The sequence below is a fragment of the Burkholderia sp. AU28863 genome, assembly GCF_002223195.1.
GTDB lineage: Bacteria > Pseudomonadota > Gammaproteobacteria > Burkholderiales > Burkholderiaceae > Burkholderia > Burkholderia sola.
In genome coordinates, this window is the sequence record NZ_NKFE01000003.1 from 1,354,384 (window position 1) to 1,377,738 (window position 23,355).

Consider the following 23,355-nt stretch of genomic DNA (forward strand, 5'->3'; position numbering starts at 1 on the left):
CGTGCGGCCTTCCATCGATCGGTTACTTCTCCTGCATCGCGGCGTACGGCGCCTGCCGCCTCGGCTAGAACAGCCGCGGCGTACCAACCCAGACGATCACCGCCTCTTCGTCGGCCGTGTTGTGCCACGCATGCGGCATCGTCGACTCGTAGTGCGCGGTGTCGCCCGGGCTCAACACGAACGTGCAATCCTCCAGCGTGAGCGCGACCCTTCCACGCATCACATAGAGGAACTCCTCTCCTGCATGCGTCGTCACTTCCGACGGCGACTGCCCCGCCGGTATCCTGACGAGGATCGCGTCGAGCTTGCGGCCGTCCACGAGATTCGTCAGCCGGGCAAAGGAATTCGCCGAGTTCGTGAACTGGAAATACCGCAGTGCATCGCCGCGGCACACCGAGCGCGCCTCGGTCGGCGTGTCGATGAAGTACTGCATCGTCACACCGAGCGCCTTCGCAATCCGGACCAGCGACGTGATCGACGGCGTCGCGCGCCCGCGCTCGACCTGCGACAGGAACGGCTTCGATATCCCTGCCGTCGTGGCCGCTTCGTCGAGCGTGAGTTTCAGCCGCTGCCGAAGCGCGCGGATCTTGTTGCCGAGCGAAACCGCGACGAGCACCGATTCATCGGGAGGCAAGACCATGGAAGAACGGACCCTCTCAATCGAAATCGGTTTGATGTCGGCAGGCCTTGCCCGGCGCCATGAGGCTGCCGCCGCGACGCGAGGCTCCGCTGCCCTTTGCCGCCGCGCGCACATCGCACGCCGAGCGAAACGGGATTCCCGCTTCGCGGTCTCGCGATTCGCTCTCATTTCATTTGGCTTACTAATTAACAAGGCTGCCCCTTTTCGTCGTCCAGTCAGACTTCCCTTCCTTCAGGTGGCGCAATGGCACGTGTATGCGGTACGGCGCCCATCCCGCGTTTGGCCCCCGCGTCCCCAGCGTCGCCTTACCGCGACGCGACGACCGTCCAGAGCTTCGCCAGATCCGCCGATCCGTCGGTACCCTTCACCGTATGCAGCACCTGGACCGCATGCGCCTTCTGGCCCGCCACGTAGTACGCCTCGCCGAGCCGCAGCCGCGCCGCATCGGGATGCTCGAGCCCTCCCTTCGCGATCGCCTGCTCCATCATCGACAGCCCCTGCGCCGCGTGGCCCGCGAACACCAGATTCATGCCGGCGTCGATCGGCGCCACCGGGTCGGCAGCGTCCGCGCCCGACTGCGCGCGCCTCGCGGCCAGCGCCTGCAGCCGTTTCTCGCGGCCCGCCTGCGCGTCCTTGCCCAACACGCCGGACGCGAAGCCCTGATCGATCACCTGCCGGCCTTCGGCCGGCGTGCCCGCCACCAGCGCGAGCTGCGTCATCTCCATATAGGCGTCGGCCGTCGTCAGCGAGCCCGTCGCCCTGCGCAGCCGATAGATGTCGAGGTCGAGCGACGACAGATAACCGGGGCTGCCGCGAATGGCCGAAACCATTTCCTCCCAGTACGCGGGGCTCGGATGATAAGCCACCAGCATGCCGAGCGCGCTGCGATAAGCACCGGAATCCTTGCTCTTTTGCGCACAGGTCGCCAGCATCTGCAACTGCCCTTCGTCCGGCGCGTGGCCGGCCTTCACCTGTGCGTCCGCGCCCGCCTTCAACTGGCTCACGACCTGGCTGCAATCGTTCGACAAGTAATACGACTGCGTGAGCAGCGTGTGCATTTCCGGATCCGTGCCGCCCGCCTTCAGGTAGCGCTGCGCGACGCGGATCGCCTGCGGATAGTTCTTCTGCTGGAAGTAGATTCCCGCGAGCGCCGCTGTCGTCCGCTGCTCGTCCGCACCCGACAGGCGTCCCGAGTTCAGAACGGTTTCGTAGGCCTGCGCGGCCACGCCGGTATCGCCGGCCGCCATCGCCGCCGCGCCGCGCGTCGCTTCCACCATGTAGGTCTCATACGGCGTGCGGTTGGGCACGGCGGCCGCCTGCGCGATCTTGCCGAGCGCGTCGCGATACTTGTGCGCGCGATACAGGTCCTGCGCCGCCGCCAGCGGCTTCGCCACCTCGGGCCGCAACGCGTCGGCCGTCCACGCCGGCCGGCCGAGCATGCAGGCCGCACCGAGCGCCGTCAGCGCCAACATCCGTTTCCATCGTCGCTGGTTCATCGGTTGGCCCGTTCCGTCATTGCATGAACTGCTCGTTTCCGATCAGGCCGATCTTCGTCGCGCCCACGCGCTGCGCGGACGCCAGTACGGCCGCCACGTCCTTGTACGGCGCCAGCTTGTTCGGTCGCAGATGGATCTCCGCCTGCACGGGCTCGTGCGCGACCTGCGTCAGCTTCGCCTCCAGTGCCGCGCGGTCCGGCACCGGTGCGCCGTTCCACGTCGTCGTGCCGTCGAAGTCGATGTCGATCTGCACGACTTCCGGCTGCGTGGCCGGCGGCGGCGGATTGCCCACCGGCAGGTCCATCTTCACCGAATGCATCTGGATCGGGATCGTGATGATCAGCATGATCAGCAGCACCAGCATCACGTCGATCAGCGGCGTGGTGTTGATGTCGACCATCACGTCCGGCTCGCTGCCGCCCCCGCCCGAAGGCACGTTCATTCCCATCGTCTGCTCCTGTCGATGCCTGCTCCGATCCCTTGCGTCGCCGTCGATCGACAGCGGCGCGTGTGCCGTCCCCACGCAACGTTAACCACCACGCGCCGGCGGTTCCGTAATGAACGACACCTTCGCGATACCCGCGCGCTCGCACATCGTGATGACCCGGCCGATGAACTCGTAGCGCGTGTTCTGGTCGCCCCGCACGTGCACGCTCGGCTGCGGCTGCTGCTGCGACACACCCTTCAGCTTCGCGAGCAAAGCCGATGCGTCCACCCGTTGCTCGCCCCAGAAGAAATCGCCGTCGCGGTTCACCGCGATCTCGACGCTCTTCGGCGTGGTCTGCAGCGGCTGCACGACCTCCTTCGGCAACTGCAGCTGGATCGTGTGCGTGACGACCGGAATCGTGATCAGGAAGATGATCAGCAACACCAGCATCACGTCGACGAGCGGCGTCGTGTTGATGTTCGCGATCACCTCGTCGCTTTCGTCCTGCCCGACGTTCATGCCCATCGCGCGCCTCCGTCAGCCGGTCAGTTCACGAGCGACGCGGCCGCCGACGGCACGCGAGCAGGACGCTTGCTGCCGGCCAGCAGCACGGTATGCAGCTGCGCGCCGAAGTTGCGGACCCGCTCCATCACCGACTTGTTGCGCCGGACCAGGAAGTTGTAGCCGAGTACGGCAGGCACGGCGACCGCCAGGCCGATCGCCGTCATGATGAGCGCCTCGCCGACCGGGCCCGCGACCTTGTCGATCGACGCCTGGCCGGCAATCCCGATCGCCGTCAGCGCGTGATAGATCCCCCAGACCGTGCCGAACAGCCCGACGAACGGCGCGGTCGAGCCGACCGTCGCCAGGAACGCGAGCCCGTCCTGCATGCGGTTCGACACGTTCGTGATCGAGCGCTCGACGGACACGTCGATCCACGTGTTGCGGTCCACTGCCTCGAGCAGCGCCTCGTCGTGATGCTCGCCCGCCTCGATCGCCGTTTCGGCGATGAAGCGGAACGGCGATGCCTCGTCGAGCAGCTTCGCGCCCTCGGCCAGCGACGGCGCGCTCCAGAGCTGCGCGTCCGCAAGCTTCGCGCGGCGGTTTGCTCGCAACTGCTCGACGAACTTCGTGACCATGATGTACCAGCTGCCCATCGACATGATCACGAGCAGGATCAGCACGAACCGCGCGACGAAGTCGCCGTTCTTCCAGAGCGCCCCGAGCCCGTACGGATTCTCGACGGCTTCGGTCGCGGCCGGCGCCGGCGGCGGGGCCGGCTCGGCGGCGGACGGCGCCGGCGTCGCCGTCGCGGCCTGTGTCGACGCGTCGGATGCCGCCGTGGCTCCGCTCGCTTGCGCGTAAGCGAATTGCGGTGCAACGAGCCCGTCGATTGCAGCGACGGACATCAACAGGCTTGCCGCCAGCGCGGCCAGAGAACGCTTGGTCATACCCCACTCCAATTATTTCGTTGAACTTACAATGAAGGTTCGAGCCGGTTTTCCCCGGTCCGGCGCCCGCCGGACCGCCCACTGCATCAATTCAGGTTGAACGAGAACGGTACCTGGACCCGCACTGCCTGGCCTTGCGCCACGCATTTGAACCGCTTCACGGTGTTGTAGGCCGCACGATCGAGCACCGGATCGGCCGACTGGGCCACGCGCTCGTTCGTGATGTTCCCTTCCGCATCCACGACGAACTCGATCGTCACGTCACCCGTGATGTTGTTTTCCTGCGCTTCCTTCGGGTACTGCATCGACGCGCGAATCGTGTCCGAATTCGGGCAGACGACCCCGACTTCGTGACTGACCGGCTTGGCAGGCGCGGGCGGTGCGATGACCGGCGCCTGCACGGCCGGCGCGGACGGCGCCGGTGCCGACTGGTGCGTGATGGTCGCCTGCGGCGGCGCCTGCACCGGCACTTCGGGCGGAGGCACGAACGGCGGCGGCGGCGGCGCGAACTTCGGCGGCGGAAGCTTGACGACCGGCATCGGCGGCGGTGGCGGCGGCTTCACCGGCTCGATGATGCGGGTTTCGATCGGATGCTGGATCACCTGCACGACTTTGGTCGCGAGGCCATTGAGCAATGCGTAGATCAGCACTGCATGCAACAGGAGGACGACTGCGATGCCGCCGAAACGGCGCACCGGATTCTGCTGCTTCTTGCCGAATTCCCGCGGACGCCCCAGCGTGGCCAGTCCGCTGTTCGAAGCAACCAGATGCTCTTCGACTTTCATGCCCACTATCCTTCCCCCAAGCGAATCGCCCAGTTTCGCGATGATGGCCGACGCCGGAACCCGGTCGGTTCCGTCTCCGCCTCAACGCGAAATTTCATTTTTAATTCAATCTGCAATCCGAATCGAAAGCATCGAATCCGGATCCCGATTTATTCAATTTCAAGGAATCGTTTCAACCGCAACGGGATAGCCGCCCTATCCGGCGTCTACCCGCACCAGCGTGGTCAGGCAATTGTCAGCTACGTCGACACGGGCACATTTCTCGTATGACGGTTGGATCCTTCGTTACACGCCGATGTCAGCCGGGCCGTTCGTCTTGGGTGCAGAAGATAGCAAGGAAAAAATTTGGGCGTCAAACTTTATTTGATGCCCGAATACAAAGTTTGGAGACATTACTCGAATAACGAGTTAGTAAACTTCATTAACCATTTCCGATTGATTTAGTAATTGATTTGTATGGTTATCGCACTCATTCGGTGATTCGTGTACAAATAATCACCACTTTAGTGCGTCGCACCGAATTGACACGCGCGTAAGAATTTTCCGGATGCGTTTCGTTGGGGCGCCGAGGGACGGCAGCGAGTGAGCCACTGCCGCGCATGCATCCCGTGTGAGGTCACGGCCCACGCATGCCAAGAAGGGCTTGCATCAGCGCGAACAGCCTGCTAGCCGATTCCACGGCGGTCCCACGATGCGCGGATGACGCTCGCATCGCCTATATATCAAGGATTGCAAATCAAATCCGATAAATCCGGCCGCTCATCCGCGCTCCGTTAAATGATTTGCACAACCAATCTATTTTTCGAAGCAGAACGCCGCTGCATCAGCATGAATCCATTGCCCGCCCCCTGCGCGCACCGGCATCTCCCCCTTACCTAACCCGGCGGCAAATGCCTGCGCGCATGCTTCCTCGACGAACCACCGGCATCGCTCAGGACAGCATCATTCCCTGCATCCTGTGCGAGAAATGCGCGCGCTCGGCCGTCTCCATCAGCATCAGGAATTCGTCCTGCGTCATGTGAATCAGCGCCTCGTGATCGCCGGCCTCGAAATAGACTTCCGGCTGCTGCGCGAGACGCTCCTCGAGGAACGTCTTCATCCCGTACGCCATGCAGACCGGCGGCAGCGCGCCCATGTCGCAATCCTTGAACAGCTCGCGCAATTCGACCTCGCGGGCGAGCACGAGATGGCGTCCCGTCTTCACCCAGAGATCCGACAGACGCACGGCATGCGTCGTCGGCAATACGGCGGCGACGTAGCCCTCGGCGTCCTCGAGGAGCACGGTTTTCGCAAGACGGTCGCCGGGAATATGCGCGGCGGCGGCCGTCTCCATGCTCGTATGGCTATAGGGGTGGTACACGACTTCGTACCGCGATGACTTCTGGCGCAGGCAATCCTGCAGGGTGGCTGAGACCGGCATGGCGCACCTCGTCTGGGCGAATCGGGTCAATCGGGCGAACGACGTTCGCTCCGGATTCGTTCAGCATAGGTCGCATTTCGGCCCAATGGAAACGCTCACGTGTGACGCCCGACGGAGATGGCCCGCCGCCGGCCGCCTGTCGCTTTTCATCCGCTCGCCGCCCTCGCCGGCTTGCGAAATCCGGACCCGGCACAGGCTTGGAGGGCCCTCATTTCTGTAGACGAACTTTAGGGGACGCCTATGTAAAGGCGGATAAGCTCGACAATTGGATGACGATGAGATGCCAGACTGTTAGTTGCATTTTTGCAGAAACCAACGAGATCCCCGCCCGGATGCGTTGTTCAAAAAAGCGAGCCGCCAATGCCCGCACGCACGCCGGCCAACCCCGTCGCCAACGGCTTTCCCGGTGCCCTATACTGAGCCGGCCGCCCACTGTCCCGCGGCGGAAACCGACTCCTGGAGCGACCATGCATTACCAGTTGATCTACGAACTCGTCGACGATTACCTGTCGCGGCGCGAGCCGTTCCGTGCGGAGCACCTCGCGCTCGCGCAGGCCGCGACCGAGCGCGGCGAACTCGTGCTCGCCGGTGCGCTGGCGGAGCCGGCCGATCAGGCCGTGCTCGTGTTCGAAGGCGATTCGCCGGAAGCGGCCGAATCGTTCGCACGCGCCGATCCGTACGTGCAGAACGGCCTCGTGAAATCGTGGCGCGTGCGGCCGTGGCGCGTCGTGGTCGGCAAGCACGCGCCGCGTCCTGCGTGAAATCGGGCTACAGCCACCCTGCCCGCTTGAAGCGCCACCACAGCGCGAGATCGGCGATGGCCATCACCGCGATGCAGCCGTAGAACCCGTATTTCAGGTGCAGCTCGGGCATGTTCGCGAAGTTCATCCCGTAGATGCCGGCAATCATCGTCGGTATCGCGAACAGCGCGGCGAACGAGCCGAGCCGCTTGGTCACCTCGTTCTCCGCGAGCGATATCATCCCGAGGTTGACCTGGATCGCGGTGACGACCATCTCGCGGCGCCCTTCGATCGTCTTCACGATCCGCTGCAGATGGTCATACACATCGCGGAAGTAGGCCGCCATCCCGCTGCAGACCTGCGGCACGCGCCCGCCGGTGAGCTTCGCGAGCGGCTCCATCAGCGGTGCCGTGTGCTGGTACAGCAGCACGAGCCGGCGCTTCAGCGAATAGAGATCCTCGATGATCGCGCGCGACGACGCGGGCGTCGCCTTCGCGAAGATGCGATCCTCGAGTTCCTCGAGCTCGGCGCCGAGCGTTTCGAGAATCGGGAAATACCGGTCGACGACCTGATCCATCAACGCGTAGAACACGAACGCCGAACCTTCCCGCAGCAGATGCGGCTCCCGCTCGCAGCGCTTGCGCACGTCGCGGAAGTCGTGCTCGGTATGGTTGCGGATCGACAGCACGTAATTCGGGCCGACGAACACGTTCAGTTCGCCGACCTTGAATTCGTCGTCGTCGTCGAGTTCGACGGTATGCAGCACCGCGAACAGCGAATCGCCGTATTCCTCGATCTTCGGCCGCTGATGACCCTTGCGGGCGTCCTCGAGCGCCAGCTCGTGCAACCCGAACTCCTCGCCCATCAGGTCGATTTCCTCGGGCGTGGGATCCTTCAGCGCGACCCATACGAAGCATTCGGGCTTCGACACGTAATCGCTGATGGCATCGATGTCGATATCGGCCAGCTTGCGGCCGTCCTGGTAAGCAGCGCAGTTGATCAGCATGTTGTCCACGATGTTGCGGTTTGCGCATCAGTTTACCGGTTTGCTGCACGGACGGCCCGGCTTGCGCGGCACGCCGATATTGGTCATGATCGGGCTGCGTGCGCCGCAGCACGCGCGTCGGGGCACGTCGACAGGCCCGCCGGGTCTGCGTTGCGCAATGCACAACGGCCGTGCGGCCCCACCGTCAAGGAGGCAGACCTATGTGGTATTTCTCGTGGATACTCGGCATCGGCGTGGCGCTCGGCTTCGGCATCATCAACGCGATGTGGCTGGAAGCGGAAGTGTTCTCGCGCAGCGACAAGCGCAGCGACACGTCGCGCCACGAGGCGGGGAGCCGGTATTCGTGACGCATCTCGTGTTCTTCTGCGGTCACGCCGGCACCGGCAAGACCACGCTCGCGAAGCGGCTCATCGGGCCGCTGATGCGCGCGACCGGCGAAGCGTTCTGCCTGCTCGACAAGGACACGCTGTACGGCCGCTACAGCGCGGCCGCGATGGGCGCGCTCACGGACGATCCGAACGACCGCGACAGCCCGCTCTACCTGAAACATCTTCGCGATCCCGAATACCAGGGCCTGCTCGACACGGCCCGTGAAAATCTCGCGCTCGGTATCGGCGCGCTCGTCGTCGGCCCGCTGTCGCGCGAAGTGCGCGACCGGCGCATCCTCGATCGCGCATGGCTCGGCATCGCGCCCGACGTCACGCTGACGGTCGTCTGGGTCCACACGTCGGAAGACGTCGCGCATCAGCGGATCGTCGCGCGCGCCAATCCGAACGATGCGTACAAGCTCGCGCATTGGGACGAATACCGGCAGCGCCGCTTCGTGCCGACCGGCCGCGAATGCGACGGCATCGTGATGTTCGACAACACCGCGCCGTCCGATGCGGACATCGACGCACTGCTGTACCGCATCGTGCCGCCGCCGCAACCGGCGACGATGGTCCCGCCGCTGCCGGCCTGAGCGCGCCGCCCGGCGCCCTTCCCACTTCTTCAAAAAACAACGCCGGAAGCGCTGCTGCGCTCCCGGCGTCGTACGGCCCTCGTGCCGCAGATGGGCGAATGGTGCGGCGACCGCGATCAGGCAACCGCGTGCACGCGCTCCATCGTGCCGCCGTCGTACAGCTTGCCGAAACGGTTCGACAGGAACGCCTTCAACGACACCTTTTCCTGCGGGATGAAACCGCTCTGCGGCAGCTTCTTTTCGCGGAACAGATCGAGCACCGCGCACATCGCGCCGGCCGTCGTGATCTGGATCGCGCTCATGTGCATCCCGCACACGTCCTTCGCGAAGATCTTGCGCGTGAACACGTCCTGCACCAGCTGGCCGTCCTTCACGCCCGTCACCGTGACGAACACGAGCACGACGTCCTGCTTCGTCGACGGCACCGCGCGGCGCATGATCGACTTCAGCGTGTCGCGATCGGTCGACAGGCGCAGGTCTTCCAGCAGGAACTGGACGAGCTCGCGGTGGCCCGGGTAGCGCACCGACTTGTAGTCGAGCGTCTCGACCTTGCCCGACAGCGTCTCGCACAGCGTGCCGAGGCCGCCCGACGTGTTGAACGCTTCGTATTCGGTGCCGTCGAGCGAGAAGTGCTCGAGGCCTTCGAGCGGCTGCACCCACTGCTTGCGGCCGTCGCGGATCGCTTCGCACGGCTGGCAGTATTCGTTGATCAGGCCGTCGACGCTCCACGTGAGGTTGTACTTCAGCGCGTTGGTCGGATATTCGGGCAGCGCGCCGACGCGCATCTTCACGTCGCGCACTTCGCTGAAGCCGTTCACGAGCTCGTGCGCGGCAATGCCGATGAAGCCCGGCGCGAGGCCGCATTGCGGCATGAACGCGCGGTCGGAGCCGTCGGCCAGTTCGCGGATCGCGTGGGTGGCGCGCACGTCTTCGGTCAGGTCGAAGTAATGAACGCCCGCGGCCTTCGCGGCGGCGGCCACGTTGACCGCGAGGTAGTAAGGCAGCGCGTTGACGAGCGCATCGAAGCCCTTCACCGCTTCGCGAATCGCATTCGCGTCGGCCGAATCGACCCGTTGCGTCGCGATGCCTTCGCGCGACAGCTTCGCGAGCGCATCCGCGTCGCGGTCGAACGCGACGACTTCGTAGTCGCCCGTTTCGCGCAGCATGTGAGCAATGGTGTGGCCGATCAGACCTGCGCCGACGATGGCGATTTTCATGCGCTTATCTCCTGATGATGGGTTGGTGTTGTGGACGGCGTTGAGCCATGGACACAGTGTAGGGACGCTCAAAATCAGTTCCAAGACGAAGAATGATGCGAAACGACCTGCAGTTTCGACGTTATGACGATACATTTCGTCGAAATACCCAATTCATCTAAAAATCGTGCAAGGCGCTGTCGCAAACCGGTCGTTGCCGGGCGGTTGCGCATTGCAACGACGAAGACGGGGCACGGCGTGGAGCGTGACGCGCGAACTGCCGATGCGTCAGGTGCGGCGCGCCGGTCGCGGCGGAATACGAAAGGAGATTCGCGAGAGAGGCGCGAAGTACGCGGAAGGATGGCGACGAGCGCCTGTGCCCATCATGATGGTCAGCGAAGGTCGATGCGAATGCGTGCGGGCACGTAGCCGATGCCAGTCCAGGCGCCCGTGACACAACGGCACCTGCGCGGCACCTGCGCGGCGCATGCGCTCGCGCCGTCCGTCATGCACGGCGCCGCGTGCGGCAATAAGTCAGCCGCCGATCGTCCCGCGATCGATCTTGCGCGACAGGATGATCGACGTCGTCGTGCGCTCGACGCCTTCGAGCGTGCCGATCTGGTCGAGCAGGTCGTTGAGCCGTTCGGGCGAATCGGCGCGCAGCCATGCGACGTAGTCGTACTCGCCGCTCACCGCGCACAGCAGCTGGACTTCCGGCATCCGGTCGAGCTTGCGCAATACGTCCTTGCCGAACTTCGGCGTGAGGATGATGCCGACGTATGCATAAATGCTGGCGTCGAGCACGTCCTGCCCGAGCCGCACGCTATACCCGGCGATCACGTTGGTGCGTTCGAGCCGCGCGATGCGCGCGACGACCGTCGTGCGCGCCACGTCCAGCTGGCGCGCGAGATCCGCGACGCTCGCGCGCGCATCGGCTTGCAGCAGCGCGACGAGCTGCCGGTCGAGATCGTCGAGTTGGTCGAGGCGGGGTGGACGCATGACGCTGGGCCGGTACGCATGTGCCGGCGGAGTGGAAAGTGACGCGATGATAGCGCCGAACGCCGGCGCGCCCAACCGGCATGGCCCGGATTCGAGACTTCGATTTCGATTCGTATCGGATGTAAGCAAGTGTCGCATTCACTGCCGCACCGGAGGCAACGTGCTACTAATAACGGGCGACGCGAGAGTCGCGCCGGCGGCGATGGCCGCCGCGCCCGCTCGCAAGACACCACCCCGGAGAGCCAACCATGAAGAAAATCTCGCTCACCCTCGCTACGCTCGTCGTTGCAGCCAGCGCATTCGCGCAAACCCCGGCGCAGCCGCAAGCACCGGCCCAGGCGCCGGCCACGACGGCCGCGGCGTCGGGCCCGAGCGCCGAGCAGCGTGCGGCACGCCACGAAGCGCGCATCGAGCAGCGCATCAAGTACCTGCACGACCAGTTGAAGATCACGTCGGCGCAGGAGCCGCAATGGAAGGCGTTCGCCGACACGATGCGCGACAACGGCGCAACGATGGGCCGCCTCTACAGCGAACGGATGGCCAAGCACGACGTGTCCGCGCTCGACGACATCAAGCAGTATGCGGAACTGTCGCAGGCGAACGCCGACGGCGCGAAGAAGCTTGCCGACGCATTCGCGCCGCTCTACGAGAGCTTCCCGGCGGAACAGAAGGCGCTGGCCGACACCACCTTCCGCAGCTGGCTGCACCACGGCGGCGAGCATCACGGCAAGGGCAGGACGAAGGGCAAGGAAGGCAAGGCGGCCGCCGCGCCGGCCGCGAGCGCGCCCGCGCAGCCCTGACGGCCTCCCCGCCGGCGCCGTGCCGGGCCGGACGGCGCCGCGATCGGCGACGGCGCGTCACACGGCGCGCCGAATTCGGGATAAGCTCCCGGCTTTTCCCGCTTTCCCGCCCTTCCCCGCCATGCTCGAACTCAAGCAACTCGATCTGCGTACCGATCCGCAGGCCCGTCATGTCGTCAAGGACGAAACCGTCGCCGTGTCCTTCGCGGACGCCGACGGCGAACTGATGAGCCTCGAAGGCCCGAACCGTTACGTCGCGGGCGACGCGCTGATCACCGGCTCGACCGGCGACCGCTGGGTCGTGTCGCGCGCGCGCTTCGACGCCAAATACCTGCCCGCCGATCCGGCGCTCGCGCACGGCGCGCCGGGCGCCTACCGCAACCGGCCGGCCGTCGTGCTCGCGCGCCGGATGGACGAACCGTTTACGATCGCCCGCTCGGAAAACGGCGACACGCTGCGCGGCATGGCCGGCGACTGGGTGATGCAGTACGCGCCCGGCGACTACGGCGTCGTGCAGGCGCAGCGCTTCGCGCAGGTCTACCGCGACGCGTAACGCACCGCGCCGGCCCGGTGCCGGCGCCGCCGCTCACGCAAAATCTTCGTCGAGTTCGAGTTCCGCATCGCGCTCGACGGCCTCGCCGGCCGCGTGCCGTTCCTCGAGCGACCCGAGCATCGCTTCCGTATACGCATGCAGCACCGCATGGCTGCGCGCGCGCTGCATCGGCTTGAGCGCCAGGTAGCGCGCGAGCGCGGCCGGCACGATCCGGATGTCGAGCGTCATCCGCTTCGGCGTCGCGCCGAATCGCATCGCCAGCCAGTGCACGGACAGGAAGCGCCCGCGCGCGTCGCTGCTTTCGGCGAAGCGCGTCTGCTCCGGAAATAGATCGCAGATCACGCGCGCGAGCGCGTCGAATTCCGCGCTCTGGCATTCGATCAGATAGTCGTCCATTCCGTCTCTCCGTCAGGCCGCCGCACGCGACGGCCGGCACGTCTTCACCAGCACCGCCACCAGGACCGCGGCCAGCACGAAATACGCGGCCTCGACCCACGCGGCCGGCAGCACGCGCACCTGGTACAGCAGCGTCGGCGTCGCCGCGAGCGCATGCAGTACGATCGCGAGCGGCAATACGGCGATTCGGCCGGCCCCCACGCCGCGCCACACCAGCACCGACAGCGCCAGCTGCACCGCGAACGCCGCGCAGCGTTCGAGCAGCAACAGCAGGATCGACTGGGCCGACAGCGTCGCGAGCATCATGTGCAGCCGCACCACGGTGTCGACCGGCAGGTCGGCCAGCTGCGTCTCGAGCTGGCCGCGGCTCGCGAGCCACGCGAGATACGACCACTGGCCCCACACGAGCACGCCGACGAACCACGCTTCGGCGCCACCGTGGCCGATCCCGTAGCCGATCCCGCGAGCGTAGCCGGTCGATGCGCCGTAGCGGCGGTTCAGAAAACGCATCCCGAGATAGCGGCCGACTTCCTCGAATACGGCGGTCGCGAGCGCGCCGTACGCGACGAACGCGAGCGGTTGCGTCAGCCAGCCGTCCTCGGGCGTGCGGCTCAGCACGAGCCCGTGAAACGCGCGCTCGAGAATCATCGCAAACAGCGTGAAGACGGCCACGCCGACGATCGTATCGCGGCGATTGAGCGCAAGCGGCTTGCGCAGGAAGCGGTAGAGGACGAGCGGCAGCAGCGCGATGATCAGCGTGGCGGCGATCAGCGCCGCCAGCGTGACGGGAGCGACAGTCATGTATTTCCTTGGTTCGAGGCAGCGCACCCGGCGCGCTGCGTGCCCCGAATGATACTCAGCTTGCAGTCGACGCGCGCGCAATCAACGCGCCGGGCAGCATCGCGACGCGCACGTCGCCCGCCGCGCCGTCGATCCGCTCGTGCACGAATTCGACGGCCTTGTAGCCGATTTCGTAGGTCGGCTGACGGATCGTCGTGATGCCGATCAGCTCGGCCCATTCCGGATCGTCGATCGACAGCAGCGCCGCCTGCTGCTGCCACGCGGCGCCGAAGCGCGCGCGCAGATGGCGCGCGATCGCCAGCGCGACCGGCGCGTTCGCGGCGAACAGCGCGGCGCGCACGCCGCGCCGGGCCGCATCGTCGATGCGGGCATCGACGTCGGCGAGCGCCGCCGCGGCCGCGTCGGCTTCGTTCAGGTCGAGCACGACCGTCGGCGACACCGGCAGCCCGCGCGCCGCCAGCGCCGCACGGAACGCAGTCTCGCGCACGCGCCGCGAGCTGACGCGCTCGAACGGCTGCACGACGAAATGGATCGCGTCGAAACCGTGTTCGACGAGGTGCGCGAGCGCCGTCTCGATCGCGTCGGCGTTGTCGAGGCCGATCAGGTCGGCCTCGAAGCCCTCGACCGTGCGGTCGACGAGCACGGCCGGAATGCCGGCGCCGCGCAGCGGACGCAGCACGTCCTCCTCGGCGCCGAGCGCGTTGACGATCAGCCCTTCGACGCGGTAGGTCGTGAGCAGCTGCAGGAAGCGGCGCTCCATCTCGACTTCGTTCGCCGCGTGACAGATGAGCGGCATGTAGCCGAGCGCATGGCACGCGGCCTCGACGCCCTGCAGCACTTCGACGGTGTAAGGATTGGTCAGGTCGGCCGCGAGCATGCCGAGCAGCCGGTTGCGGCCGCGCTTGAGCCCGCGCGCCATCTGGTTCGGCCGGTAGTTGAGCCGCGCGATGGCCGCCTCGATCCGCTGGCGCAGATCGACGGACAGCACATGCGTCTCGCCGTTCAGATAGCGCGAAACGCTGGTCTTGCCCGTGCCGGCCTCGCGCGCGACGTCGCTGATCGTCGCCGGACGCGTCGTGGAAGGTTGCGAATCGGTCACTGTCGTGCCTCGCGACGTACGATCCGCGCCGCTTCGTGAGCAGACGGACCATTGTTGTTGGGAACGTAAGCCAACCGGCGGCCTCCCCTGTCGTGGCGCGTGGGCGCCTGCGCTGGCCGGTGCTGCGCGGTCGAGCCGCGCCCGCCAGCAGCGTGCTACGGCAGTCGGCCGCACCGGACCTGGCGCGGATGCCCGTCGCGCGACACCGCCGGCCGCGTGGCCGGTCGTCGATGCGACGAGCGCGGGCGATCATAACGCAGCCAGCCCTCCGGCACCAAGATCATCGACTCTAACGGCGCCGGCGCCGCGCCGGCCGGTTGCGGGAGGCGGCTCAGGCGTGCGCCAGCGCATCCGGATTGACGAGATTCGTGCGCAGCGTGCCGGCCAGCGCGCCGACCAGGTTTTCCGCGGCGCAACGCGCCATCGCATGGCGCGTCTCGTGCGTCGCCGAGCCGATATGCGGCAGTGCGACGACGTTCTTCATCCGCAGCAGCGGCGAATCCGCCGGCAGCGGCTCCTTCTCGAATACGTCGAGGCCCGCGCCGCGGATGGTCCCCGCGCGCAGCGCGTCGACCAGCGCGGCTTCGTCGACGACGGGCCCGCGCGATGCGTTGATCAGGATCGCGCCGCGCTTCATCTTCGCGAATTCGGGCGCGCCGATCAGGTGGCGCGTGTCGGGCGACAGCGGCACCTGCAAGCACACGAAATCCGACTGCGCGAGCAGTTCGTCGAGCGTCACGCGCCGGGCGCCGTACTGCGCCTCGGCCTCGGCATGCGCGGACCGGTTCGCGTACAGCACCTGCATCCGGAAGCCGAGCGCCGCGCGGCGCGCGACCGCGCCGCCGATCCGCCCGAGCCCGACGATGCCGAGCGTCTTGCCCTGCACGTCGGTGCCGTACAGGTCCGGGCCGATGCTGCGATGCCAGTGGCCGGCCTTCACCCACTCGGCCAGTTCGACCACGCGCCGCGCGGAGGCCAGGATCAGCGAAAACACCGTATCGGCCGTCGACTCGGTCAGCACGTCCGGCGTATGCGCGAGCACGATGCCGCGCCGCGTGAGATCGGCGACGTCGAAGTTGTCGTAGCCGACCGAGATCGTCGACCACGCCTTCAGCCGCGGCGCGCGATCGAGCATCTGCGGCGTGACCTTCAGGCTCGCGCCGATCGCGCCGTCGGCGTCGCCGAGCGCGGCGGCGAGCGCGTCGGCGCCGTCGGCCTGCACGACGTCCGCATGCTCGCGCAGGTACGCGAGAACGTCATCGGGCAGCGGCTTGTACGCGACGATACGGGGCTTCATCGTTTCATTTTCCTTGCAGCGGCGCGGCGAGCGGATGCGCATCGCGCGCCTGGGGTTTGACGGACAGCGTGAGGATCACCGCGGCGACGAGCGCGGCGCTCATGAACGCGTACGACGCGACGGGCGAGCCGGTCGCGCCGTTCAGGTAGCCGACGAAATACGAGCCGACGAACGAGCCGAGCGCGCCCATGCTGTTGATCAGCGCCATCGCGCCGCCGGCGACGTTCCTCGGCAGCAGTTCCGGCACGATCGCGAAGAACGGGCCGTACGGCGCATACATCGCGGCGCCCGCGACGACCAGCAGCGCATACGAGATCCAGAAATGCGACGAGCCGAGCGCATACGACGCGGCGAACGCGGCGGCGCCGACCAGCAGGAACGGCCACACGAAACCGCGGCGCGAACCGACCTTGTCGGACGCCCACGACGCGGCGAGCATCGCGATCGTCGCCGCGAGGTACGGCAGCGCGGACAGCCAGCCGGTCGCGACCATCCCGAGGTCGGAGCCGTTCTTCACGATCGACGGCAGCCACAGCACGAAGCCGTACACGCCGATGCTCCAGCAGAAATACTGCGCGCACAGCTTGATCACGGCCGGCGAGCGGAACGCCTCGCCATAGTTGCGCACCGGCTTGATCGCCGCCTGCTCGGCCGCGAGCGCGGCGTCGAGGTCGCGCTTTTCCTGTGCGCTGAGCCACGGCGAATCGGCCGGCTTGTCCTGTACGAGGACCCACCAGCACACGGCCCAGATGATGGCCGGCACGCCTTCGGCGATGAACATGTGGCGCCAGCCGAATTCATGCACGAGATAACCGGACACGATCGACATCCACAGCACGGTGACCGGGTTGCCAAGGATCAGGAACGTGTTCGCACGCGAGCGCTCGTTCTTCGTGAACCAGTTGCTGATGTAGATCAGCATCGCCGGCATCACGGCCGCCTCGACGATGCCGAGCACGAAGCGGATCGCCATCAGCGACGGAATGTTGCTGACCACGCCGGTCAGCGCCGCGCAGCCGCCCCACAGCACGAGGCTGGCGAACACGAGCTTCTTCACGCTGCGGCGTTCCGCGTAGATCGCGCCGGGGATCTGGAAGAAGAAATAGCCGAGGAAGAACAGCGCGCCGATCAGCGACGACAGGCCCTTGCTGATGCCGAGATCCTGGTTGATGCCGGCCGCCGCCGCGAACCCGTAGTTCGCGCGATCGAGGTAGGCGAGGCTGTACGTGATGAAGACGATCGGCATGATCGTCCACCAGCGTCGAGCTGCGAGATTGGCTGCCATCAGAGTGTCTCCTGAGTAGACCGGGATCGGCGCATCGTTGCGTCGCCCGGTCTCATGCAAAACCGTGCATGAAGCACGAAATGGATCCGCGGATTGTGCCGTGTCCGGCCTCTCATTGCGCGGTGACGGTTTCCTCTAAGCGATCGGCGTGATTGCTGACCTTTTCGAGCCGGTCGAGCGCGTCGCGCGTCGGCAACCCTTCCGAATCGCCGATCACCTGGATCGCGAGCGCACCGATCCGGTTGCCGCGCGCGACCGCCTGCTCGATGCTGCGCCCGTCGAGCAGCGCGCTGACCACGCCGACCGCGAAGCCGTCGCCGGCGCCGACCGTATCGACGACCTTCTCGACGCGCTCGCCGGCGACCGTGCCTTCGCGGCCGTCGGCCGTGCGGAAATACGCGCCTTGCTCGCCGAGCTTGATCACGACGCCGCGCGCGCCCTGCGCGAGATAGAAGCCCGCGATGTCGGCCGGCGTGTCGTGCCCGGTGAGCTGCCGCCCTTCGGACAGGCCCGGCAGCACCCAGTCGGCGAGCGTCGCGAGCGCATTCAGCGTCTTCGCCATCACGTCGGCGGACGGCCACAGCGTCGGGCGCAGGTTCGGGTCGAACGAGATCGTCTTGCCGGCCGCACGCATCTCGCGCGCAAGCCGGAACGCGAGTTCGCACGACGTCGCCGAGATCGCCGGCGCGACGCCCGTCAGGTGCAGATGGCGCGCGCCGAGCACGTAGTCGGCCACGTAGTCGTCGCACGACAGATGGCTCGCCGCCGAACCCTTGCGGAAGTATTCGACGGTCGGGTCGCTGCCGTCGTCGTTGCGCGACTTCAGCTGGAAACCGGTCGGGTAGCGCGGATCGACGGTCACGCACGATGCGTCGATGCCCTCGCGCGCCAGCGTGTCGAGCACGTAGCGGCCGAACGAATCGCTACCGACCCGGCTCATCCAGCCGACCCGGAAGCCGAGCCGCGACAGACCGATCGCGACATTGAGATCGGCGCCGGCGATCCGCTTCGCGAATTGCCCGGCGTGTGCGAGGTGGCCGGGCTCCGTCGCGACGAACATCGCCATCGCTTCGCCGTAGGTCACGACATCGAGTGCTGCTTTCATGACTGAACTCCTCAGGATCCTGCTGCCGTCACGCGGTCGCGAGCCACGCGACGCGCCGGCAGGCATCGCCGGCCAGGTCGGCCGCGTCGAACGGGAACTCGATGCCGCGCGGCGCATGCTGCGGCAGCGCCGCGAGCACGCCGGTCACGAGCGGATCGTTCGGCGCCGGCGCGGTGGCGAACCGACGCGCGCCCTCGCCTTCCGTGGCCTTGCAATGAATGTATTCCACATGCGGCGCGAGCACCTGTGCGCAGTCGAGCGGCGCTTCGCCGCGCCACTGCCAGTTGCCGATGTCGAACGTCATGCCGAGCGCATCGCGCATGCCGGCATCGGCGAGCGCGGCGAACAGCCCACGGAACTGCGCGAACGCGCCGCCGACCTCGAGCTGGCCGTTCTCGACCACCACGCGGGCCTGCGCGCCGCGCGACAGCGCGACGATCTCGGCCGCATGCGCGTCGCCGGCGAAGCCGCCGAGCTGGAATTTCACGAAGCGCGCGCCGAGCGCGTCGGCTTGCGCGAGCCCGTCGCGCAATGCGTCGGCATCGAGCGCGCCCGTTTCCGTATACAGCGCGTCCGGCGTCGAATAGACCGACCACAGCCCGTGGCCGGCGATCTGCGCCCCGAGCGCGGCCAGCGCGCCGGGCGCCGTGTCGTCGTCCGACGCGAACAGTTCGCGCCGTACCTCGAAACCGGTCGCACCGGATGCCGCCACGGTCGCGAGGAATGCACTGTGGCCCTCCTGGCGCACCCGATCCATCCCGAATGCGCTCGCCACGATCACGATGTCTGCCATATTGCCCTTTTTCACCGGAATGGAACCGGTTCCATTTGCTTGAGACGGATGGTGCGCTTCGCTTCGGACGCACGCCATAGAGGAAATCCCTAAGGCTCCGTTATCGCACGAATGCGCGCGCCGACCGCATGCAACGCGTGTTCCCGGCGCGGCTTCGCGCGCCTACGCGAGGTCCTGCGCGAGGCTCATTTCGAGGAATTGCGCGGCGAGCCGCGACGGCGCGCCGCCATGCGGCACGAGAATGGAGAAATGCCGCGTGAGCGGCGCGGGCGCCAGCGAGCGCAGCACGAGCGCCGCATCGTCGTGACGCAGCGACATCGCGGACACGAACCCGACGCCCATCCCCGCGCGCACGGCTTCCTTCACGGCCTCGACCCCGGCAATCTCGAACGCGACGCGCATCGGCGCGCCGCCATGCGCGAACGCGCGCTCGACGAGCTGCCGCACGGCGGAGCCCGCCTCGCGCAGCACGAGCGGATACGCGGCAAGCGCGTCGAGCGTCACGCCCGCGCCGTAGCCGGGCGCCGCGAGCGGATGGCCGGCCGGCACGATCGCGACGATCTCGTCCTCGTGCCACGCATGCACGGCCGTACCGGGCGGCAGCGCCTCCCCGGCGGGCCCTTCGATCAGCGCGATGTCGAGCGACGGCAGCGCCGCGACCACGTCGGCCGTGTTGCCGCTCATCGTCTGGATCGACACGCGCGGCGCGCGCGGCTGGAACGCCGCGATCAGGTAGGGCAGCAGGTAGCTCGCGGGCGTCGTGCTCGCGCCGATGCGCAGCGTGCCGGCTTCCAGCCCGCGCACCGCGTCGCGGAACGCACGCGCCTGCGCGAACGTGTCGCGCTGCGCCTTCGCGTACTGCGCGAGTTGTTCGCCGACCGGCGTCAGCCGGATGCCGCGGCCGTCGCGCTGGTACAGCGGCTCGCCGAACTCGTCCTGCAGCAGCCGCAACTGGCCCGACACGGCCGGCTGCGACAGATGGAGCGCCACGGCGGCGCGGCTGATGTTCAGATGCTCGGCGACGGCGGCAAACGTTATCAGTTGATCCGGGGTCATGTGGATGAATTATCGGATTTCCGGATAGTTTACGTCACAAATCACAATTTTTCATATCGATATAACGAAATTAGGATTACAGCATCGCCACACGCTCCATCACGGTGCTTCCATGTCCACTGCTCCGACTTCCCCTCTCAGCCACGCCGCGCCGTCGATGCGCGGCCAGTTGAACGGCGTGCTGTTCGTCGCGCTGTTCGCCGCCGCCGTCACCAGCCTGTCCGAGCTTCCCGCGATCGCGGGGCTCGGCCTGTCGCCACTGATCGTCGGCATCGTCGCCGGCGCGCTGTACGGCAACGCGCTGCGCGACGGCATGCCGGCCAGCTGGGCGGCCGGCGTCAATTTCTCCGCCCGCAGGCTGCTGCGCATCGCGGTCGCGTTCTTCGGCTTGCGCGTGAGCCTGCAGGAAATCGCGCAGGTCGGGCTGCCGGGCCTCGCGGTATCGGTGCTGGTCGTCGTCAGCACGCTCGCGATCGGCACCTGGGTCGGCATGAGGCTGATGAAGCTCGACCGCGATGCCGCGCTGCTGACCGCCGCCGGCAGCGCGATCTGCGGCGCGGCCGCCGTGCTCGCGTTCGAATCGACGCTGCAGTCGAAGCCGCATCAGAGCGCGATGGCCGTGGGCAGCGTCGTGCTGTTCGGCACGCTGTCGATGTTCCTGTATCCGCTCGCCTATCACGCCGGGCTGCTGAACCTCGATCCGGCCGGCCTCGGCCTGTTCTTCGGCGGCACGATCCACGAAGTCGCGCAGGTGGTCGGCGCGGCGAGCGACATCAGCCCGCAGGTCGTGCACGTCGCGACGATCGTGAAGATGACGCGCGTGATGCTGCTGGTGCCGGTGCTGCTGGCGCTCGGCTGGTGGCTCGCCCGTTCGGCACGCTCGGCGCACGACGCGGCCGGCGGCACGCAACGCCAGCGCAAGGTGGCGGTGCCGTGGTTCGCGCTCGGCTTCCTCGGCTTCGTGATCGTCAATTCGCTGAACGTGCTGCCCGCGGACGTCACCCATGCGCTGAACGTGCTCGACACCTTCGCGCTGACGATGGCCATGACCGCACTCGGCATCGAAACGCGCGTCGCGCAGATCCGCGCGGCCGGCCCGCGCGCGCTGATGACCGGCCTGATCCTCAACGTGTGGCTGATCGCCGGCGGCTACGCGATCACCTGGGCCGTGCAGCACTGGCTTGGCTGAGCCGCACGTCCGCGACGGTTCGCGCGCCGCGCCCGATGAGACGCCCGATGGGGCGGTCCCGCGGGCGCGGCGCAGTGCTATGCTTCGCGTCGTTTTCCATCGCCCCCTTTCAGCCGTGCTCTCGTTCCTGCTGAAGCTGCGCACTCGCGCCCGAACGCTGCTCCGCCTGTCGGACGCCCATACGATGCTGATCTGGTCGGCGATCGTCGGCGTCGGCGGCGCCTTTGCCACGATGGCGTTCCGCGAAGGCATCGACCTGATGCAGCGCCTGATCTCGGGGCACAGCGGCAGCTTCGTGCAGATGGCGAAGAGCCTGCCGTGGTACGTGCGATTCTGGATGCCGGCCGCGGGCGGCTTCCTCGCCGGCTGCGTGCTGCTGCTCGCGACGCGCGGCGACAAAGCGGCCGCCAAGACCGACTACATGGAATCGGTCGCGCTCGGCAACGGCGTCGTGCCGGTGCGGCAGAGCCTGTGGCGCAGCGTGTCGTCGCTGCTGACGATCGGCAGCGGCGGCTCGATCGGCCGCGAAGGCCCGATGGTGCAACTCGCGGCGCTCGCCGCGTCGCTCGTCGGCCGCTTCGCGCACTTCGACCCGCCACGCCTGCGTCTGCTGGTCGCGTGCGGAGCCGCGGCCGGCATCACGTCCGCGTACAACGCGCCGATCGCCGGCGCGTTCTTCGTGTCGGAGATCGTGCTCGGCACGATCGCGATGGAGAGCTTCGGGCCGATGGTCGTCGCGTCGGTCGTCGCGAACATCGTGATGCGCGAATTCGTCGGCTACCGGCCGCCGTACGAGATGCCGGTGTTTCCGGCCGTGACGGGCGCCGAGGTGCTGCCGTTCGTCGTGCTCGGCGCGCTGTGCGGCGTGCTCGCGCCGCAGTTCCTGCATCTGCTCGACGCGTCGAAGACGCAGTTCAAACGGCTGCCGGTGCCGCTGCCCGTGCGGCTCGCGCTCGGCGGCCTCGTGGTCGGCGTGATCTCGGTGTGGATTCCGGACGTGTGGGGCAACGGCTACAGCGTCGTGAACCACATCCTCCATTCGCCATGGACCTGGCAGGCGCTCGTCGCGGTCCTCGTGTTCAAGGTGATCGCGACCGCCGCGACGGCCGGCTCGGGCGCGATCGGCGGCGTGTTCACGCCGACGCTGTTCGTCGGCGCCGTGTTCGGCTCGCTGTTCGGGCTTGCGATGGACGCGCTGTGGCCGGGCCATACGTCCGCGTATTTCGCGTATGCGATCGTCGGGATGGGCGCGTTCATGGCGGGCGCCACGCAGGCGCCGCTGATGGCGATCCTGATGATCTTCGAGATGACGCTGAGCTATCAGGTCGTGCTGCCGCTGCTGGTGTCGTGCGTGTTCGCGTATTTCGTCGCGCGCGCGACGGGCACGACGTCGATGTACGACATCACGCAGCACCACTACCAGGACGCGCAGGAGCGGCAGCGGCTGCGCACCACGCAGATGCGCGAGCTGATCCAGCCCGCGCAGACGGTCGTGCCGCTCACCGCGAGCGTCGCCGACATGACGCGCGTGTTTCTCGAATATCCGGTGAAGTACCTGTACGTGACCGACGATGCCGGGCGCTTCCGCGGCGCGGTCGCGCTGAAGGACATCACGTCGGACCTGCTCGACAAGCGCGACACAACCGACAAGACGGCCGCGCACTACGCGCATACGCCGTTTCCGCTGCTCACGCCCGACATGCCGCTCGCGACCGCGCTCGAGCGCTTCATGGCGTTCCAGGGCGAACGGCTGCCGGTGATCGAGAGCGAAGCCGAGCCGACGCTCGCAGGCGTCGTCTACAAGACGTCGCTGCTCGACGCGTACCGGCGGATGACCGGCGAGCGCTGACGCGCATCGCC

General features: G+C 67.1%; 25 protein-coding genes. 7 read left to right on the plus strand and 18 right to left on the minus strand.

All coding sequences use genetic code 11. From position 1 onward, the window contains the following. Positions 1-64: 64 nt before the first annotated feature. The 7 genes from CFB81_RS08610 to CFB81_RS08640 all read right to left on the minus strand — a co-directional run bounded on the left by CFB81_RS08610 (position 65) and on the right by CFB81_RS08640 (position 6,219). Positions 65-640: a helix-turn-helix domain-containing protein gene (locus CFB81_RS08610; protein WP_069620773.1), complete on the minus strand. Its 576-nt coding sequence runs from the start codon at positions 638-640 to the stop codon at positions 65-67. A 305-nt stretch (positions 641-945) separates the two neighbouring features. Next, a complete protein-coding gene (locus CFB81_RS08615; RefSeq protein WP_089435079.1) occupies positions 946-2,136 on the minus strand; it encodes a tetratricopeptide repeat protein in 1,191 nt (396 codons plus the stop codon). A gap of 16 nt (positions 2,137-2,152) precedes the next feature. After that, the gene (locus CFB81_RS08620; RefSeq protein ID WP_069620775.1) at positions 2,153-2,584 is read right to left on the minus strand and encodes a biopolymer transporter ExbD; all 432 of its coding nucleotides are present in this window, start codon (positions 2,582-2,584) and stop codon (positions 2,153-2,155) included. An 81-nt stretch (positions 2,585-2,665) separates the two neighbouring features. Then, complete coding sequence (locus CFB81_RS08625) at positions 2,666-3,088, minus strand: biopolymer transporter ExbD (RefSeq protein ID WP_069620776.1); 423 nt, start codon at positions 3,086-3,088, stop codon at positions 2,666-2,668. A 20-nt stretch (positions 3,089-3,108) separates the two neighbouring features. Beyond that, complete coding sequence (locus tag CFB81_RS08630; protein WP_069620777.1) at positions 3,109-4,014, minus strand: MotA/TolQ/ExbB proton channel family protein; 906 nt, start codon at positions 4,012-4,014, stop codon at positions 3,109-3,111. An 86-nt stretch (positions 4,015-4,100) separates the two neighbouring features. Next, positions 4,101-4,799 (minus strand): energy transducer TonB, encoded by a 699-nt coding sequence (locus CFB81_RS08635; RefSeq protein ID WP_069620778.1) that lies wholly within the window; start codon positions 4,797-4,799, stop codon positions 4,101-4,103. 931 nt (positions 4,800-5,730) lie between these two features. Then, positions 5,731-6,219, minus strand: coding sequence for an aminoacyl-tRNA deacylase (locus CFB81_RS08640; protein ID WP_027784485.1), 489 nt, complete (start codon positions 6,217-6,219; stop codon positions 5,731-5,733). Positions 6,220-6,686: 467 nt separating this feature from the next. On the opposite strand from CFB81_RS08640, the gene CFB81_RS08645 reads away from it, so the two are divergent. Next, the gene (locus CFB81_RS08645; RefSeq protein WP_069620779.1) at positions 6,687-6,980 is read left to right on the plus strand and encodes a YciI-like protein; all 294 of its coding nucleotides are present in this window, start codon (positions 6,687-6,689) and stop codon (positions 6,978-6,980) included. Between the two features lie 7 nt (positions 6,981-6,987). Here CFB81_RS08645 and corA read toward each other — a convergent pair whose 3' ends face one another. Then, on the minus strand, positions 6,988-7,965 hold the full coding sequence (gene corA / locus CFB81_RS08650) for a magnesium/cobalt transporter CorA (RefSeq protein WP_069620850.1): 978 nt from the start codon (positions 7,963-7,965) through the stop codon (positions 6,988-6,990). A 200-nt stretch (positions 7,966-8,165) separates the two neighbouring features. Here corA and cydX point away from each other — a divergent pair, with 200 nt between their 5' ends. Both cydX and CFB81_RS08660 read left to right on the plus strand, forming a co-directional pair. Then, on the plus strand, positions 8,166-8,312 hold the full coding sequence (gene cydX, locus CFB81_RS08655) for a cytochrome bd-I oxidase subunit CydX (protein WP_089435080.1): 147 nt from the start codon (positions 8,166-8,168) through the stop codon (positions 8,310-8,312). Beyond that, the gene (locus tag CFB81_RS08660) at positions 8,309-8,926 is read left to right on the plus strand and encodes an ATP-binding protein (RefSeq protein WP_069620780.1); all 618 of its coding nucleotides are present in this window, start codon (positions 8,309-8,311) and stop codon (positions 8,924-8,926) included. Before cydX ends, CFB81_RS08660 begins: the two co-directional genes overlap by 4 nt. 116 nt (positions 8,927-9,042) lie before the next feature. Here CFB81_RS08660 and CFB81_RS08665 read toward each other — a convergent pair whose 3' ends face one another. Both CFB81_RS08665 and CFB81_RS08670 read right to left on the minus strand, forming a co-directional pair. Further along, a complete protein-coding gene (locus CFB81_RS08665) occupies positions 9,043-10,143 on the minus strand; it encodes a saccharopine dehydrogenase family protein (RefSeq protein ID WP_006481527.1) in 1,101 nt (366 codons plus the stop codon). 513 nt (positions 10,144-10,656) lie between these two features. Continuing rightward, entirely contained in the window at positions 10,657-11,121 is a 465-nt protein-coding gene (locus tag CFB81_RS08670; RefSeq protein ID WP_006481526.1) for an Lrp/AsnC family transcriptional regulator, read from the minus strand. Between the two features lie 248 nt (positions 11,122-11,369). On the opposite strand from CFB81_RS08670, the gene CFB81_RS08675 reads away from it, so the two are divergent. Next, the gene (locus CFB81_RS08675) at positions 11,370-11,921 is read left to right on the plus strand and encodes a Spy/CpxP family protein refolding chaperone (protein ID WP_089435081.1); all 552 of its coding nucleotides are present in this window, start codon (positions 11,370-11,372) and stop codon (positions 11,919-11,921) included. Positions 11,922-12,042: 121 nt separating this feature from the next. After that, a complete protein-coding gene (locus CFB81_RS08680; protein WP_069620783.1) occupies positions 12,043-12,474 on the plus strand; it encodes a PGDYG domain-containing protein in 432 nt (143 codons plus the stop codon). Between the two features lie 33 nt (positions 12,475-12,507). On the opposite strand, the gene CFB81_RS08685 is transcribed toward CFB81_RS08680, so the two are convergent. From CFB81_RS08685 to CFB81_RS08720, 8 genes are all read right to left on the minus strand, one after another. Beyond that, positions 12,508-12,870: a DUF3022 domain-containing protein gene (locus CFB81_RS08685; protein WP_050015466.1), complete on the minus strand. Its 363-nt coding sequence runs from the start codon at positions 12,868-12,870 to the stop codon at positions 12,508-12,510. A gap of 12 nt (positions 12,871-12,882) precedes the next feature. Then, positions 12,883-13,671, minus strand: coding sequence for a YhfC family intramembrane metalloprotease (locus CFB81_RS08690; protein WP_089435082.1), 789 nt, complete (start codon positions 13,669-13,671; stop codon positions 12,883-12,885). A 55-nt stretch (positions 13,672-13,726) separates the two neighbouring features. Continuing rightward, positions 13,727-14,770 (minus strand): LacI family DNA-binding transcriptional regulator, encoded by a 1,044-nt coding sequence (locus CFB81_RS08695; protein ID WP_089435083.1) that lies wholly within the window; start codon positions 14,768-14,770, stop codon positions 13,727-13,729. A gap of 331 nt (positions 14,771-15,101) precedes the next feature. After that, the gene (locus tag CFB81_RS08700) at positions 15,102-16,067 is read right to left on the minus strand and encodes a D-glycerate dehydrogenase (protein WP_089435357.1); all 966 of its coding nucleotides are present in this window, start codon (positions 16,065-16,067) and stop codon (positions 15,102-15,104) included. A 4-nt stretch (positions 16,068-16,071) separates the two neighbouring features. Next, entirely contained in the window at positions 16,072-17,352 is a 1,281-nt protein-coding gene (locus CFB81_RS08705; protein WP_069620786.1) for an MFS transporter, read from the minus strand. A gap of 112 nt (positions 17,353-17,464) precedes the next feature. Then, positions 17,465-18,457, minus strand: a complete 993-nt coding sequence (locus CFB81_RS08710; protein WP_089435084.1) for a sugar kinase — start codon at positions 18,455-18,457, stop codon at positions 17,465-17,467. 28 nt (positions 18,458-18,485) lie between these two features. Further along, positions 18,486-19,250 (minus strand): TIM barrel protein, encoded by a 765-nt coding sequence (locus tag CFB81_RS08715; RefSeq protein WP_069620788.1) that lies wholly within the window; start codon positions 19,248-19,250, stop codon positions 18,486-18,488. Positions 19,251-19,412: 162 nt separating this feature from the next. Further along, positions 19,413-20,306, minus strand: a complete 894-nt coding sequence (locus tag CFB81_RS08720) for a LysR family transcriptional regulator (protein ID WP_089435085.1) — start codon at positions 20,304-20,306, stop codon at positions 19,413-19,415. Between the two features lie 112 nt (positions 20,307-20,418). Between CFB81_RS08720 and CFB81_RS08725 the strand changes: the two genes are divergently transcribed. Then, entirely contained in the window at positions 20,419-21,495 is a 1,077-nt protein-coding gene (locus tag CFB81_RS08725; protein ID WP_069620790.1) for a YeiH family protein, read from the plus strand. Between the two features lie 115 nt (positions 21,496-21,610). After that, the gene (locus CFB81_RS08735; RefSeq protein WP_212195489.1) at positions 21,611-23,344 is read left to right on the plus strand and encodes a ClcB-like voltage-gated chloride channel protein; all 1,734 of its coding nucleotides are present in this window, start codon (positions 21,611-21,613) and stop codon (positions 23,342-23,344) included. Positions 23,345-23,355 lie beyond the last annotated feature (11 nt).